The 15,876-nt window shown below is 64.9% G+C and carries 10 protein-coding genes; all 10 read left to right on the top strand.

The window, feature by feature from the left end; translation table 11 throughout:
- Nucleotides 1-101 precede the first annotated feature (101 nt).
- Nucleotides 102-3,581: an exodeoxyribonuclease V subunit gamma gene (gene recC, locus GQB03_RS21360; RefSeq protein WP_235027171.1), complete on the top strand. Its 3,480-nt coding sequence runs from the start codon at nt 102-104 to the stop codon at nt 3,579-3,581.
- Nucleotides 3,578-7,255, top strand: a complete 3,678-nt coding sequence (recB, locus tag GQB03_RS21355) for an exodeoxyribonuclease V subunit beta (RefSeq protein ID WP_159693611.1) — start codon at nt 3,578-3,580, stop codon at nt 7,253-7,255. The genes recC and recB overlap by 4 nt, the downstream gene beginning before the upstream one ends.
- Nucleotides 7,252-9,345 (top strand): exodeoxyribonuclease V subunit alpha, encoded by a 2,094-nt coding sequence (recD, locus tag GQB03_RS21350; RefSeq protein WP_200832362.1) that lies wholly within the window; start codon nt 7,252-7,254, stop codon nt 9,343-9,345. The genes recB and recD overlap by 4 nt, the downstream gene beginning before the upstream one ends.
- Nucleotides 9,346-9,861: 516 nt before the next feature.
- Nucleotides 9,862-11,985, top strand: a complete 2,124-nt coding sequence (locus tag GQB03_RS21345) for a transglutaminase family protein (RefSeq protein WP_159693609.1) — start codon at nt 9,862-9,864, stop codon at nt 11,983-11,985.
- A gap of 212 nt (nt 11,986-12,197) precedes the next feature.
- The gene (locus tag GQB03_RS21340) at nt 12,198-12,647 is read left to right on the top strand and encodes a MaoC family dehydratase (RefSeq protein ID WP_159693607.1); all 450 of its coding nucleotides are present in this window, start codon (nt 12,198-12,200) and stop codon (nt 12,645-12,647) included.
- A 153-nt stretch (nt 12,648-12,800) separates the two neighbouring features.
- Nucleotides 12,801-13,187, top strand: coding sequence for a 30S ribosomal protein S6 (gene rpsF, locus GQB03_RS21335; RefSeq protein WP_159693605.1), 387 nt, complete (start codon nt 12,801-12,803; stop codon nt 13,185-13,187).
- 8 nt (nt 13,188-13,195) lie between these two features.
- Nucleotides 13,196-13,531: a primosomal replication protein N gene (gene priB, locus GQB03_RS21330; RefSeq protein WP_159693603.1), complete on the top strand. Its 336-nt coding sequence runs from the start codon at nt 13,196-13,198 to the stop codon at nt 13,529-13,531.
- The gene (rpsR, locus tag GQB03_RS21325; RefSeq protein ID WP_159693601.1) at nt 13,506-13,772 is read left to right on the top strand and encodes a 30S ribosomal protein S18; all 267 of its coding nucleotides are present in this window, start codon (nt 13,506-13,508) and stop codon (nt 13,770-13,772) included. Before priB ends, rpsR begins: the two co-directional genes overlap by 26 nt.
- A 14-nt stretch (nt 13,773-13,786) precedes the next feature.
- Nucleotides 13,787-14,236 carry a 50S ribosomal protein L9 gene (rplI, locus tag GQB03_RS21320; RefSeq protein ID WP_159693599.1) on the top strand — a complete coding sequence of 150 codons (450 nt, stop codon included), beginning with the start codon at nt 13,787-13,789 and terminating at the stop codon, nt 14,234-14,236.
- 88 nt (nt 14,237-14,324) lie between these two features.
- Nucleotides 14,325-15,731 (top strand): replicative DNA helicase, encoded by a 1,407-nt coding sequence (gene dnaB / locus GQB03_RS21315; RefSeq protein WP_159693641.1) that lies wholly within the window; start codon nt 14,325-14,327, stop codon nt 15,729-15,731.
- Nucleotides 15,732-15,876: the final 145 nt, after the last annotated feature.

Raw genomic sequence — 15,876 nt, 5'->3', positions numbered from 1 at the left:
TCCTGTGCCCAATCCGGGTGCCCAGCATGCCGCTTCGCGGCATTCCGTGCGACGGCTAGCGACACGTTATCCTCTTGGCTCTGCAAGACGGCATTTCCCTCGTGTCCTCATCCGAACTTCATCCCGGCCTGGTGCCGGTCCACGGTAACCAGGCCGAATCGCTGCGCGATCTGCTGGTCGGGTGGATGAAGCACTATCCGTTCGCGCCGCTCGAGACCGAGACGGTGCTGGTGCAGAGCAATGGCATCGCCCAGTGGCTCAAGCTCTCGCTGGCTGCGGACGAGGCCGATGGCGGCTGCGGCATTGCGGCGGGGCTGGACTTCCTGTTGCCGTCGCGCTTCCTGTGGCAGGTGTACCGCGCGGTGCTGGGACGCGATGCCGTGCCCGAGACCTCGCCCTTCGATGAATCGCGTCTGGTGTGGCGGCTGATGAGGCTGTTGCCGATGGTGATGGCCGAGCCGGTGTTCCATCCGCTCGAGCGCTTCCTGGCCGATGACGCCGATCTGCGCAAACGCTTTCAGCTTGCCGGACGGCTGGCGGATCTGTTCGACCAGTACCAGGTCTATCGGGCCGACTGGCTGGCCGCCTGGGCGGCGGGGGAGGACGTGTTGATCGATGCGCGCGGCGCGCCACGTCCGCTGCCGGATGACCAGCGCTGGCAGGCGGCGCTGTGGCGGCGGCTGCGTGAGGACGTGGCGGCCGGCGTGGGTGCGCCGCGCCTGGAGGGCGGGCGCGCCGGCGTGCACCGCGCCTTTCTGGCGCGTGCCGCCGAGCTGGCGGACGCGCCGCGGCCGGCAGGGCTGCCGCGGCGAGTGCTGGTGTTCGGCATCAGTTCGTTGCCGCGCCAGTCGCTGGAGGTGCTGGCAGCGCTGGCGCAGTGGTCGCAGGTGCTGATGTGCGTGCATAACCCGTGCCGCCATTTCTGGGCCGACATCGTTTCCGGTCGCGACCTGCTGCGCCATCGGTACCGCCGGCAGGCGCCCAAGGCAGGCCGGCCGGAGTTGTTGTCGGAGGACATGCTGCACCTGCATGCCCATCCCCTGCTCGCCGCCTGGGGCAAGCAGGGGCGCGACTATATTGCGCTGCTCGACGAGCACGACGACCCGGCGGCGCGGGCCGGCCATGCCGCGCGCCTCGGCGAGCTGGGCGAGCGGATCGACCTGTTCGTCGACAAGACCGGCGCGACAGTGCTCGAGCAACTGCAGCAGGACATCCTCGATCTGGTGCCGATGCCCGAGATCCGCGCGCGCGGCACTGTCGTCGATCCGGCGCGGGACGCCTCGCTGCGGTTCCATGTGGCGCACGGCCCGCAGCGCGAGGTGGAGATCCTGCACGACCAGTTGCTCGCCGCCTTCAATGCCGACGACAGCCTGCGCCCGCGCGACGTGATCGTGATGGTGCCGGACATCGATGCCTATGCGCCGCACATCGAGGCGGTCTTCGGCCTGCTGGCGAAGGAGGACCCGCGTTTCATCCCCTTCAGCCTCGCCGACCAGGGCACGCGCGGTTTCGATCCGCTGGCGGGCGCGCTCGAGACGCTGCTCGGCCTGCCGCAGTCGCGGGTGACGGTGAGCGATGTGCTCGACCTGCTCGACGTGCCCGCGCTGCGACGGCGCTTCGGCATCGAGGAAGTCGACCTGCCGCTGCTGCATCGCTGGATCCGTGGCGCCAACATCCGCTGGGGGCTCGACGGCGCGCACCGTGCCAGCCTCGGCTTGCCGGCGGGCGAGGCGGCTGCGCAGAACAGCTGGCTGTTCGGCCTGCGCCGCATGCTGCTCGGCTACGCGCTGGGGCAGGATGCACCAGCCTGGCGCGGGATCGAGCCGTATGAGGAGATCGGCGGACTCGAGGCTGCGCGGCTGGGGCCCTTGGTCGAGCTGCTGGCGCGACTCGAACGCACCTGGGAGCGCCTGCGCAGCCCGGCACCGCCGGCGCAGTGGGGCGTGCGCCTGCGTGCCTTGCTGGCCGACTGGTTCGTGCCGGACGCGAGTGGCGATGCCTACACCGTGTCGCGGCTCGAGTCCGCAATCGAGAGCTGGCTTGATGCCTGCGCCGAGGTCGGGCTCGACGAAGCCCTACCGCTCTCGGTGGTGTCGGAGCAGTGGCTCGCCACGCTCGATGGCGGCGGCCTGTCGCAGCGCTTCTTTGCCGGCGCGGTTACCTTCGCGACGCTGATGCCGATGCGCGCGATCCCCTTCCGGATCGTCTGCCTGTTGGGCATGAACGACGGTGATTACCCGCGCAGCCGGCCGCCGCTGGATTTCGACCTGATGGGGGGCGACTATCGCCCCGGCGACCGCTCGCGGCGCGAGGATGATCGCTATCTCTTCCTCGAGGCGCTGCTGTCGGCCCGTGAGCGCCTGTACATCTCGTGGGTGGGCCACAGCATCCACGACAACTCCGAGCGCCCGCCCTCGGTGTTGGTCGGCCAGTTGCGCGACCATCTTGCCGCAGGCTGGCAATGCGCGGGGGGCGGCAGCCTGCCCGAGGCGCTGACCGTCTCGCATCCGCTGCAGCCCTTCAGTAGTGCGTATTTTCCGCCGCCCGGCAGCGATACGCCGCTGTTCAGCTATGCGCGTGAATGGCTTGCCGACGCGGCCGCAGCAGTCGCGGACGAACCCTTGTCGGCGCCGGAAAGGGACGAGCCGCTCACGCTCGGCGAACTGGCCGATTTCCTGAGCGACCCGGTGAGGGCATTCTTCCGGCAGCGGCTCAAGGTGGCATTCGAGCGCGACAGTGCGGTGAGCGAGGATGTCGAGCCTTTCGCACTCGATGCCTTGCAGACCTGGCAGTTGCAGCATGAGCTGATCCGCGCCGAGCGTGCGGCGGTGGATCGCGGGGAGGACGGCGTCGCCGCGCGGGAGGGGGCGCTCGGGAAGATCCGCGGCCGCGGCGAGCTGGCCGAAGGGGCGTTTGGCGGGCAGGCGGCGGCAGCGTTGGTCGAGCCGCTGGATGCGCTCTTCGAGGAATATTGCGGCGCGCGAGCGCAGTGGCCGCGGGCTTGCGAGGAAGAGACCGAACTGCGGCTTGTGTTCGAGACCGGGCGCGGCCACCTGGAGCTGGTTGACTGGCTTGGCGGCTTGCGCCTGAGCAGCGACGGCGGTACGCGCGGCATCATCGAGATCGAGCCGAGCGCGATCATCGACGGCAAGGGCAGCTACCGCGGCGAAAAGCTCACCGGCTACTGGCTGCGCCACCTCGCCTGGCAGTGCGTTGCCGGCCCGGTCACCAGCACGGTGCTCAGCAAGAAGGGTGCGGTACGACTGGCGCCGCTTGCCACCGAGGATGCGCGCGTGCTGCTCGGGGAGATCGTCGTCACGTGGCTGGATGGCATGTGCCGGCCGCTGCCGCTCGCCACTCGCACCGCCTTCGCATGGCTGCGCCGCGGCGACAGCGAAGCGCAGGTCGCCTACGAAGGGGGCTTCAACGTGATCGGCGAACGCGACCGCAGCGCCTACCTGCGCCGCACCTGGCCGGACTACGCTGCCTTGGCGTCGAGCGGCGAATTCGCGCGCCTCGTGGAGCGCATCTTCGGTCCGCTCCACGAGGCCATGCATGCGGCGAAGGAGGACGCGCAATGACCGGACAGGCGCAGCGCCCGGTGGTCGGCCTCGATCCGCTTGCCTTCCCGCTCCGCGGCAGCCGCCTGATCGAGGCCAGCGCCGGCACCGGGAAGACCTTCACCATCGCGGCGCTGTACGTGCGGCTGGTGCTCGGCCACGGTGGCGAGGCGGCCTTCGAACGGCCGCTGGTGCCGCCGGAAATACTGGTGGTTACCTTTACCGAGGCCGCCACCAAGGAGCTGCGCGACCGCATCCGGCGGCGTCTCGCCGAGGCGGCCGAGGCTTTCCAGCAGAACCCGGCGACGCCGCGGGCCCGCGACGAATTCCTGCAGGCGCTGTTGATGGGCTATCCGCCCGAGGCCTGGCCGGGCTGCGCGCGCAAGCTGCAGCTTGCCGCCGAGTGGATGGACGAAGCGGCGGTGTCCACCATCCACGGGTGGTGCAACCGCATGCTGCGCGAGCACGCCTTCGACAGCGCCAGCCTGTTTTCGCAGAAACTCGAGACCGACCAGGGCGAACTGCTCGCCGAGGTGGTACGCGACTACTGGCGCACCTTCTACGCCGGCTTGCCGGAAGCCGCGGCCGGCGAGGTGTCGAAGTGGTGGAGCGGCCCGGACACGCTGCAGGGCGCGATCGGCAAGCTCGTCGCGCACGCCGGGGCGCTTGAGCCGACGGGCGAGCCGGCAAACCTGCTGGCGGCCACGCTGGAAGAGCGGGGTGAGCGACTTGCCGCGCTGAAGGCTGGCTGGGATCTGTGGGCCGACGAGCTGGATACGCTCTTCGACGAGGCGGTGGCGGCGAAGCAGGTCGACGGGCGCAAGATTCAGGCGCGCTATTACAAGCCGTGGTTTGCGGCGCTGCGAACATGGGCGGGAGATCCCGCGCAGATCAAGCCCGCGCTGAGCGATGCGGCGTGGACGCGCTTCAGCGCGCAGGGCTTGCAGGAGGGGTTCAAGGGGGCACCGCCGGCGCACCCGGTCGTACCGGTGCTGGCTGCGCTTGCCGATGCGCTCGCCGCGCTGCCGGACTGCCGTCTCGAACTCGTTTGCCATGCCGCCCGCTGGGTCGCCGATCGCTTCGAGCAGGAGACCCGGCGCCGCGCCGAGATGGGCTTCGACGACCTGCTCACGCGGCTCGATGCGGTGCTCGCCGGGCCGGGCGGCGAGCGGCTTGCCGCACGTATCCGCGCGCAGTTCCCGGTGGCGCTGATCGACGAGTTCCAGGACACCGACCCGGTGCAATACCGTATTTTCGACGCGGTCTATCGGGTGCGTGATAGCCGTGCCGATACCGCACTGGTGCTGATCGGTGATCCCAAGCAGGCGATCTATGCCTTTCGCGGCGCGGACATCCATACTTATCTGGCTGCGCGCCGCGACTGTGCCGGGCGGTTATATACCCTCAGACGTAATTACCGCTCAAGCCACGCGATGGTGGCGGCGGTGAATCGTCTGTTCGGCCTCGCCGAGGAGCGCGAGACGGGCGAGGGAGCCTTTCTGTTCCGTCACGGCGGCGACAACCCGGTGCCGTTCATCGAAGCCGAGGCCGAAGGCTGTCGCGAGACGCTGGTGGTGGGCGGTGCGGCGCAGCCGGCGCTAACGATGTGGCACCTGGCCGCATCGGGCGACAAGCCACTTTCGAAGGGCGCGTATCTCGCCGACATGGCGGCGGCGTGCGCGAGCGAGATGGTGCGCCTGCTCAATGCCGGCGAGCTCGGCAGCGCGGGTTTCGTGGCCTCCGATGGCAACTACGCGCGATTGCGGCCGAAGGATCTGGCGGTGCTGGTAGCCAACCGGACCGAGGCCGATGCGATTCGCGAGGCGCTGGCGATGCGTGGCGTGCGCAGCGTGTACCTGTCGGACCGCGATTCGGTGTTCGAGACGGTGCCGGCGGAAGCGCTCGAGTATTGGCTTGCGGCCTGCGCCGAGCCTGACGATCCTCGCCTGCTGCGTGCCGCGCTTGCCACCGGTCTGCTCGGACTTGGCTTGGCCGAGCTGGAGGCACTCAACCGCGACGAGCTTGCCTGGGAGGCGCGGGTGCTGCAGTTTCGCGCCTATCGCGACATTTGGCGCAGGCAGGGCGTCTTGCCGATGCTGCGCCATCTGATGCACGACTTCGGTCTGCCGGCGCGCCTGCTCTCGGTCACCGGACAACGTGGCGGCGAGCGCTTGCTGACCGACCTGCTTCACCTCGCTGAACTGCTCCAGCAGGCGGCGGCGCAGCTCGACGGCGAGCACGCGCTGATCCGCTATCTGGCGGAACAGCGCGCCGACCCCGCCGGCGGCACGGGCGACGCGCGCCAGATCCGGCTGGAGAGCGACGCCGACCTGGTGCAGGTGGTCACCGTTCATAAATCGAAGGGGCTCGAGTACCCCTTGGTGTTCCTGCCCTTCGCCGCGACCTTCCGGCCGGTGGAGTCCGGCGATTGCCCGATCGTGCTGCACCATGCGGATGGCCGCCGCGAGATTCTGCTCGAAGCGGATGCGATGCAGCTGGCGCGTGCCGACCGCGAACGCCTGGGCGAAGACCTGCGCAAGTTCTACGTTGCGCTGACCCGCGCGCGTCATGCCACCTGGGTCGGGTTGGCACCGCTCAAGATGCTGGCAGCGAGCGCGCCGGGCTATCTGCTGGCGGGCGGGGCGCAGATCGCACCGGCCGGACTGGCCGACTGCGTGGCGGCTCTGCTGCACGGTGACGAGATCATCGTCGGCGGCGAGCCGCCCTTGCCGACCGATGCCGCGTTCGCGCCGCATGCCCTTGCGGGTGCGCACGGATCCGCGCGCCTGCCCCGGCGCGCGGTGCGCGAGCACTGGTGGATCGCCAGCTACTCGGCGCTCGCCACCGCCGAGCCGCAGGGGAGCAGTGCGGTGGCGGACAGCGCGCGTGAGGATGTGTTTCGCGAGATCCTGCGACAGCCGCCATCCGCACCGGGAGCGGCCTCCATTGGTCTGCACGCTTTCCCGCGCGGGGCCGAGGTCGGTACCTTCCTCCACGATCTGCTGGAATGGGCTGCGGATACCGGCTTCGCCACGCTTGCCGCTCACCCGGACTGGCTGCGTGACACGATTGCGCGGCGCTGTGCGCGGCGTGGCTGGGATGCCTGGATTGATTCGCTGGTCGAGTGGATGGCGGATTTCATTACACGGGATTTCGTCCTGCCGGACGGCAATACCCGCTTTGCCCTGGCGGGGTTGGCCGGTGCTGTGGCGGAGCTGGAGTTCTGGATTGCGGCCGGCGAGGTGGATACGACGGTGCTGGACCGACTGGTGAGCAGCGATACGCTCGACGGCGGGCCGCGTCCGCCGCTGGCGCAGGACCGGCTGAGCGGGATGCTCAAGGGTTTCATCGACCTGTCGTTCGAGCACGATGGCCGCTATTACGTGGTGGACTACAAGTCGAACTGGCTTGGCCCGGATGATTCGGCCTATACCGCGGAAGCCATGCGCAGCGCGGTGCTGGCGGCGCGTTACGAGCTGCAGTATTCACTCTACCTGCTCGCGTTGCACCGCTTGCTCAAGGCGCGCCTGCCCGACTACGACTACGAGCGTCACGTCGGTGGCGCGGTCTATCTCTTCCTGCGCGGCAGCTGTGCGCAGAGCCAGGGGATGCATTTCGAACGTCCGCCCAAGGCCATGATCGAAGCGCTGGATCACCTCTTCGCGCGGGTGCCGCTGATTGGAGAGAGCACATGATGCCTTGTCTCGCGGGCACGGCGGGGGGCTCGGCCGGTGTGGGGCAGCGAGCGGCCGTAGAGGCGCTGATCGCGCGTTGGGCGGCGCGCGGGTGGTTGCGCAGTCTCGACGCGGCATTTGCCGGTTTCCTGTGGCGCGAAGTGCCTGAGGCCGATCCCTGGCTGATCCTTGCCGCCGCCTTTGCGAGCCACCAGCTCGGGCGTGGCCATGTCTGTCTCGATCTGGCGGCGACGCTGGCCGACCCGAGCTTCGTGCTGTCGCTGCCCCCCGAGGGCGATACCGGTGAGGAAATTGCAGCCGATCTGCCGGGCAGGGTGCTGGCAGGCCTGACCATCGAGGCATGGCGCGCAGCGCTCGATTGCCCCGAATTGGTCGGCACGGGTGAAGGCGACGTCCCGCTGGTACTCGCCGGCGACAGACTTTACCTGCGGCGCTACTGGCGACACGAGCAGGCTGTCCGATCGGGTATCGCCGCCCGTCTGGGGGCGAGCAACGACGGAGAGGTGTCGGCACAGGCGCTGCGCGCGCCACTGGATGTCCTGTTTCCGGCCACGGGCGTGGCGGCGACCGACTGGCAGAAGCTTGCCTGTGCCTTGGCGGCGCGCAACCGCTTTGCAATCCTCACCGGAGGGCCCGGTACCGGCAAGACCACCACCGTGGTGAAGTTGCTGGCGCTCTTGCAGGCGCTGACGATGCGTGACGGCGGGCGTCCGCTGCGTATCCGCCTGGCGGCGCCGACCGGCAAGGCGGCGGCGCGTCTCGGGGCGTCGATCTCCGGTGCAGTGGGTGGGCTTGGGCTCGACGGCCTGGGCGATGGCGAAGCGATACGTGCCGCAATTCCAACGTCGGTCGGCACCGTGCACCGCCTGCTCGGCAGCCGCCCGGATAGTCGGCGCTTCCGACACGATGCGCAGGCGCCCCTGATGCTCGACGTGCTGGTGATCGACGAGGCGTCGATGATCGACCTCGAGATGATGGCGGCGGTGCTGGCGGCCTTGCCTGCGGGTGCTCGGCTGATTCTCCTCGGCGACAAGGACCAGCTCGCCTCGGTCGAGGCCGGCGCGGTGCTCGGCGAGTTGTGCCGACGGGCCGTAGGCGGTCATTTCACGTCACGGACCCGCGACTGGCTCGGAAGCGCCACTGGCGAGCAGATTGACGAAGATCTGCTGGATGAGGATGGGACCGCGCTGGATCAGGTTGTCGCGATGCTGCGTCACAGTCATCGCTTCGGGGCCGAGAGCGGCATCGGGCGTCTTGCGGAAGCGGTCAACAGGGGTGATGCCGGTGCCCTGGTGCAATTCCGCGCGGACCGCCATGGCGATCTGGCGTTCCTGTCCTTGCGGGGAATCGACGATCCTGCCTTCCACTCACTGGTGGTCGATGGCGGGCGCGGAGGAGATTCCTTGGCGGATCGCAAGGGATACCGCCATTACCTCGATGTCGTGAAACGCGGATGCCCGTCTGGCAATGCCGACGCCGCGGACCTGGACGCATGGGCGCGCGACGTGCTGGCAGCGCACGGCGCCTTCCAGGTATTGTGCGCGCTGCGGAGTGGCCCGTGGGGTGTGGAAGGACTCAATCAACGGATCGCCGCAGCGCTTGCCGCCGAGGGCCTGATCGAGCCGACGAGGGATTGGTATCCCGGTCGGCCGGTACTGGTGACGCGCAACGACTACGGGCTGGGCCTGATGAACGGCGACATCGGCATCACCCTCGCCGTGCCAGGCGGGCGAGACGCGGAGCCGATTTTGCGAGTCGTGTTTCCTGCCGACGGTGGTGGCGAGGGCATTCGCTGGGTCTTGCCGAGCCGTCTGCAGGCGATCGAGACGGTATTTGCGCTGACGGTGCACAAGTCTCAGGGCTCCGAGTTCGACCACGCGGCCATGGTCATGCCCGAAACGCCCAGTCCGATCCTTACCCGCGAACTCCTTTATACCGGTATCACCCGCGCGCGCCGCTGGTTCACGCTGGCCAATCCGGGCGGGGTAGCTGTCGAGCGCATGGCGGTAGAGCGTCGGGTGCTCAGGGCCTCGGGGTTGATCGGCGAAGGCGGCCTGGACAGCGTGGCCGATCCTTCGGCGCAAGGTTGAGGCGATGGGGGAACGCGGATCGGTAATCCGTACGGGAAGCCCTCGAGGGATGGTCTTTGCCTTCGATGGGGGAGGGGACAGTCGTGAGTGCCGACATGTCCTCGAGAACGGCATTCATTGAAAGGCGGGTACCGGGCTTCATAGTGAGCATCGGCGCGGCGTCCTGCCCGGATCACGCAATCGATATGGAACAACCGATACTGCTGGCGGATCGGTCGATCTGCCTTTGCCAGACAGAACGGAAGGCGCCCCCCATATCGACCTTGTCGGGAGCGATCCAACGCCTCATTGTGGTGCGTCGCCGGTTCGTGCGCACTCGAATGTGGCCCGCGGGAACTTGCCGAGCTTTGTTTCGGTGCGTACGGATGCGGGCAGTTTGACGTGATCCCTTGGCATGGATATTGAATGACAGTTGCGGAATCGTCGTTTGTCTGTACCGGCTGGCCGCCAGGGGCGCGGCCATTTGCATTGTTCATTGTTTGTTGACGGCGCGCAGGCGCACCAGGAATCAGCCTGATGAATGAATCGTACCAGGGGCCGGATCGCGATACGCTCGCGGCACTGCGCGAGCTGGACGCCCGAATCGAAGCGTTGGGCACCGAGATCTGGGTCGGTGCCGAACCCACCTTTACGGACCGCCATGCCGAGTCTGCCGAATGGCTTCACATGGCGCTCGGTGGCGAGAAGGAAAGGCGTGCCGGCGAACTCCTGCGGGATTTTTCCAGAGCCCTTCCGGGCTGCGCGTTCCTCCGGACGCTTGGCCGGCAGTATCCCGGAGAGGCGCGCGCACGCTGGAGCTTCGGTGTGCTTGCGCGTCGCGATGGCTGCCCCATCTGGGAGGGGCCGCCGGACCCGCTGATCGTCGAGGCGCCGTGCCCCCGGTTCGAGCTCGAGACACTGCGTCGCTGCCTCATTGAGGGTGCCCGTGGTCGTGGCTGGGCTGCCGAGAGCTGCGCGCTGGCATGTAGCGGCGAGCTGCGCTTGTTGATCCGCATCGAAGGAGGAGGCGCTGCGCCCGACAGTCTTTCCGATCAATTGCTGGGGCGCCCGTCGCTGCACGCCGGACCGATACCGCCAGAGGGGCTGCGCGATGAGCTTGCCGAGGCCGGTATCCTGTTGCTGCTGCTCGATGCACTTCCCGAGGATCAGGGCGGATGGCCAGCCATCGAATTGCCAGCCGTGTTCGAGCACGACCGATTCTGTGAGCTGCTGGGCGTGATTGGTAGGGCGGCGAGTGCGGCGGGTCTGACGGGACTGGTACTTCGCGGTCATCCGCCACCAGTGGATGGTCGCCTGCAGTGGACCAGTCTGACGCCGGATCCGGCGGTGATCGAGGCCAATCTCGCGCCTGCCACCAGCCTGCAAGAGTTCTATCGGGTCAATGCCGCGCTCTTCGCGGCGGCCGACAATCTGGGTCTGTACCCCTATCGGCTGCACTATAACGGCGGTGAGGCCGATTCCGGCGGAGGAGGGCAGCTGACGTTGGGCGGTCCAACGGCACAGCAGAGCCCGTTTTTCCTGACGCCACATCTGCTGCCGCGTCTGGTGCGCTACTTCAACCGGCATCCCGCACTTTCATACTGGCAGGCGCCAGATTCGATCGGCAGCGGTAGCCAGGCGCCGCGCGCCGACGAAGGGCCACAGGAGCGCCGGGCCGAGCTTGAAGTGGCCATCGAACAGATCGAGCGGCGCGAATCTCCCACGCCTGAGTTCATCTGGGCCAGTCTGGCGCCGTTTCTGGCCGATTCGGCGGGAAACAGTCACCGCAGCGAACTTAACATCGAAAAGCTGTGGAATCCGTATTTGGGCGCCAGAGGCCTGGCCGGGCTGGTCGAATTTCGTGCATTCCGGATGGCCCAGGACGCTGAGACTTTGTCGGCTGAAGCGGCATTGCTCCGATCCGTGGTGGCTCGTCTCGCTTGTCATCCGTTTGACGAACCTTTGGTCGACTGGGGAAGCCGGCTTCACGATCAGTTTGCGCTGCCATGGTATCTCGCGCACGACCTGCGTGAGGTCTTCGCCGACCTCGATCGTCACGGACTGGCCCTGGGCGAGCATATCGAGACGCTTTTGCTGGACGATTCGAGGCGCGAGCTACGCAGCCTCGATTGGGCGGGGTTGAGGGTCCGCGTCCTGACTGCACAGGAGTTCTGGCCGTTGATCGGTGATGTCACCACCCAGCAACCGTCAGACTCGAGACTCGTGGATGCGAGTACCCAGCGTATCGAGCTGCGTATCTGCGCGCACGATGCGTCGCAGTTGGAAGGCCTGGTTCTGCGGGTCAACGATTGCAAGGTGCCATTGCGAGTTGAGGCTGATGGACCAGCGACCTTAGGCCTCGCCGGTATCCGCTATCGCAGCTTCGTTCCGCTGCACGGCCTGCATCCCCAACTGCCGGCGATGGACCGCATCGAACTGGTGCTGACGCTCGGGGCGGCCGAGGCATTGCGACTGACACTGTTCAACTGGCATCCACGCGGAGAAGCGTATGAAGGATTGCCCAGGGATCGTGAGGAAGCGCGTCGTCGGAGAGCGGAACGGGTGGTGGTCGAAGCACTCGCGGTAGCAGATCTTCCAGAGCCGCGGGAGGCGCCCTCTCGGGCATATGGCGAATACTGCTTCGATCTGCGGCGTCTTTGAGATCAGGGCGCCCCTCGAAGGCGACGCTGCCGCGTAAGGTGACGTCAGATGAAGGCATGGGCGTTTCTGATTGCCAGGGTACCGGCCCCGTCCAAGCCGATGTATCCTGTATGCTGCGCCGCAGCGGGTGCTTGCCATGAGAAGATCCGCTTCGCCGCAATGAGATGTGGCAGTGTTCCAGTTGCCCACCAAATCCCTTCGGAGCAGATGCAATGACAACTGAAAACCAGAACTTCGACGAATTTTACGGATATGCCTTTGAAGATCTTCAACTGGGTATGTCGGCCGCCTATGGGCACACCGTGACCGATGCCGACATTCTTCTGTTCGCGGGCGTTTCCGGCGATACAAACCCTGTTCACCTCAACGACGAGCTTGCCGGCGCGTCCATGTTCAAGGGGCGCATCGCCCACGGCATGCTCTCCGCCAGCTACATCTCCACGGTGTTTGGGACGAAGCTCCCCGGGCCGGGTTGCATATATCTTTCGCAAACGCTCAAGTTCAAGGCACCCGTCAAGGTTGGCGACACCGTCGTCGCGAAAGTCACGGTGAAAGAGCTTAACCCGGAGAAGCGCAAAGCGAAGTTCGACACGGTGTGTACCGTGGCCGGCAAGGTCGTACTTGAGGGCGAAGCCGATATCATGGTGCCCGCCAGGGGCTGATGAGTCTCCGTGCATCATCGGGTGCCGCATACGCGGCACAGTCCCGATTGCGTGTGATCCCTGTTTTGAATTAAACTGCTCGGCTTTCCTTGCCCCACCGGAAACGCATGCCGGGGGGCTTTTCGTGTAACACAAAATCCAGAAGGGGTTTACATGCGCCATTACGAAATCGTATTCATCGTTCATCCGGACCAGTCCGAACAGGTCCCGGCCATGATCGATCGCTACAAATCGCTCGTCACCTCACGTGAAGGGCAGGTCCATCGTCTCGAAGACTGGGGCCGCAGGCAGCTTGCCTACCCGATCCAGAAAATTCATAAGGCACATTACGTTCTGATGAATATCGAATGTGACGGTGAGACGCTCGGTGAGCTCGAGCATGCCTTTAAGTTCAATGATGCCGTGCTGCGTCACCTCACGGTCAAGATGAAGAAGGCTGTGTCCGCTCCGTCGCCGATGATGAAGGAAGAAAAGGCCAAGTCGCTCACGCCTGCCAGCACCGACGATGACAAGGCCGACGCCGAGCCGTCTGCCGCCTGAAAGCCCGCTTGGAAGGGCAGAATCAGCTTGCGCTGTCCGGGCAGATTGTTGAGCTTCAACCGCGACGGCTAACCCCCGGTGGGGTGCCGGTAGTTGCAGGAACATTGCAACACACTTCGCGACAGTTGGAATCAGGTCTCGAGCGCGAGGTCCAGTGCGAGATGTCGGTCGTTGCAGTTGGCGATTCGGCGAAATTGCTGGAGCTCGTGGAGCCCGGGCGTAATGTGCTGGTAAGAGGATTTGTTGCAGCCAGAAACAAGCGAAGCCGCTCCCTGGTGCTGCATATACAAACATTGAGTATTTTGGAAGGAAACGAAAATGGCTTTCAAACCGAAACGTCGTGAAGATCGTGGTGGCCGTGGTGGCCTCTTCAAGCGCCGCAAGTTTTGCCGCTTTACCGCCGAGAAGATCGAGGAAATCGATTACAAGGACGTCGATCTGCTCAAGGACTTCGTTACTGAAAACGCCAAGATCATGCCGGCACGTATCACCGGCACCAAGGCTGGCTATCAGCGCCAATTGACGACCGCTATCAAGCGTGCTCGTTTCCTGGCCCTGATGCCATACACTGATCTGCATCTGTGAGAGAGGGCTGAGTCATGCAAATCATTCTTCTCGATAAAGTCGCGAATCTCGGTGGGCTTGGTGACGTCGTCAAGGTAAAGGACGGCTACGCTCGCAATTACCTGATTCCTCAGGGAATGGCCAAACGTGCAACAAGCGCGAACATGGCCGAATTCGAAGCACGCCGTGTGGAGCTGGAGCGGATTCAGGCTGAGAAGCTCGCCGCTGCCCAGGAACTGGGCGGCAAGCTCGAAGGCTTGATGGTGCAGATCACCCGAAAAGCTGGCATGGATGGCCGTCTTTTTGGTTCGGTCTCGAATGCCGACGTTGCTGAGGCGCTCGAGGCTCAGGGTTTCAGTATCGACAAGGCGCAAGTGCGCATGCCGGAAGGCCCGATCAAGGCTGTTGGGGATGCTGTGGTGCGGGTGGCCCTGCATTCGGACGTGGTTGTCGAGATCACTGTCTCGGTCCTCGGCGAGCAGTAAGCTCGAATAGCTGTTGCAAGAAGGGCTGCCAATTGGCAGCCTTTTTGTTTTGTGTCACGCAATATCGAAATCCGAAGATCTCAATCTTATGTCTACGAGTCGCCGCCCGGCAGGTCCATCGACCGATCCCCAGCTTGCCGCATTGAAGCTTCCTCCTCATTCGATCGAGGCGGAGCAGTCGCTTATCGGTGGTCTGCTGCTGGACAATACCGTATGGGATCGAGTTGCAGATCTGATCTCCGAAGTGGACTTTTATCGTGACGATCATCGTCGAGTGTTTCAGCACATCTCGAAATTGATCGAGCTCGGGAAGCCGGCCGATGTGGTGACGGTTTTCGAGTCCCTGGAGAAGAACGGAGAAGCGGAACAGGCTGGCGGCCTGGCATATCTCGGCGAGATCGCAAACAGTACTCCATCTGCGGCAAACATCCGCCGCTATGCGGAGATTGTTCGCGAGAGGGCAATTCTGCGAAAGCTTGTGTCTGTGGGTGACGATATCGCTTCGAGTGCTCTGACGCCTTCAGGGAAGGATGCCAAGACGCTCCTCGATGAAGCGGAAGCAAAGGTGTTCGAGATCGCCGAAGCCGGGGCGCGAAACACCGGTGGATTTGTCCCGATTCAGCCTATTCTTGGTCAGGTTGTCGATCGCATTCAGGAGCTGTACGACAGAGACAACCCGTCGCAGATAACCGGCATCCCTACCGGGTTGGTTGATCTGGATGCGAAAACGTCGGGATTGCAACCCACCGACATGATCATCGTCGCAGGTAGGCCGGGGATGGGGAAGACTACGCTGGCGCTCAATATCGCCGAACATGTGGCGGTCGAGGCACATCTTCCTGTCGCCATTTTCTCGATGGAGATGCCCGGCACGCAGTTGGCGATGCGCTTTCTTGCTTCAGTTGGTCGGCTGGATCAGCATCGAATCAGGACTGGCCAGCTAAGTGATGACGAGTGGCAAAGGCTAACGTATGCACTGGGCAAGCTGCACGATGCGCCGATCCATATAGATGAGACGCCCGGGTTGAATCCGACCGATCTCAGGGCGAGGGCGCGTCGCCTGTATCGACAGTGCGGCAAGCTTGGGTTGATCGTCATCGACTATCTTCAACTTATGACTTCTCTGAAGCAAAGCGACAATCGCGCCGCAGAGCTTTCCGAGATCTCTCGTTCCGTGAAGTCGCTTGCCAAGGAACTTCATGTTCCGATCATGGCTTTGTCGCAGTTGAATCGGAGTCTTGAGCAGCGTCCCAACAAGCGTCCGGTCATGTCTGATCTACGCGAATCCGGCGCAATTGAGCAGGATGCCGATATCATCATGTTTATCTATCGCGATGAAATCTATAACCCGGATTCCCCTGACAAAGGGACTGCTGAGCTGATTATCGGCAAGCACCGGAACGGTCCGACGGGCTCGATTCGGATGACCTTCATTGGGGAGAGCACCCGCTTCGAGAATTACACGGGGGGTGGAGCGGTCTTCGGTGACGACTGAGGTTCGATTTTTCTTTTGTGTTGACGGTCTAGATTTGGTGTGTATAATTCGCCGCTCTCGTTGCTTGGCGGGGTTTTGCGGGGCGATGAGGGGTTGATGGATGCGGCGGGTTGTTAAAAATAATTCGCTGGATGTATTGACAAGC

Source organism: Cognatazoarcus halotolerans (assembly GCF_009800965.1).
Lineage (GTDB): Bacteria > Pseudomonadota > Gammaproteobacteria > Burkholderiales > Rhodocyclaceae > Cognatazoarcus > Cognatazoarcus halotolerans.
This window is presented reverse-complemented; position numbering and strand designations above follow the sequence as displayed.

What these genes read in the sequence shown, in the direction of transcription:
- recB (WP_159693611.1), top strand. Translation starts at nt 3,578, where the DNA reads ATGACCGGACAGGCGCAGCGCCCGGTGGTCGGCCTCGATCCGCTTGCC.
- recD (WP_200832362.1), top strand. Translation starts at nt 7,252, where the DNA reads ATGATGCCTTGTCTCGCGGGCACGGCGGGGGGCTCGGCCGGTGTGGGG.
- GQB03_RS21345 (WP_159693609.1), top strand. Translation starts at nt 9,862, where the DNA reads ATGAATGAATCGTACCAGGGGCCGGATCGCGATACGCTCGCGGCACTG.
- GQB03_RS21340 (WP_159693607.1), top strand. Translation starts at nt 12,198, where the DNA reads ATGACAACTGAAAACCAGAACTTCGACGAATTTTACGGATATGCCTTT.
- rpsF (WP_159693605.1), top strand. Translation starts at nt 12,801, where the DNA reads ATGCGCCATTACGAAATCGTATTCATCGTTCATCCGGACCAGTCCGAA.
- rpsR (WP_159693601.1), top strand. Translation starts at nt 13,506, where the DNA reads ATGGCTTTCAAACCGAAACGTCGTGAAGATCGTGGTGGCCGTGGTGGC.
- rplI (WP_159693599.1), top strand. Translation starts at nt 13,787, where the DNA reads ATGCAAATCATTCTTCTCGATAAAGTCGCGAATCTCGGTGGGCTTGGT.
- dnaB (WP_159693641.1), top strand. Translation starts at nt 14,325, where the DNA reads ATGTCTACGAGTCGCCGCCCGGCAGGTCCATCGACCGATCCCCAGCTT.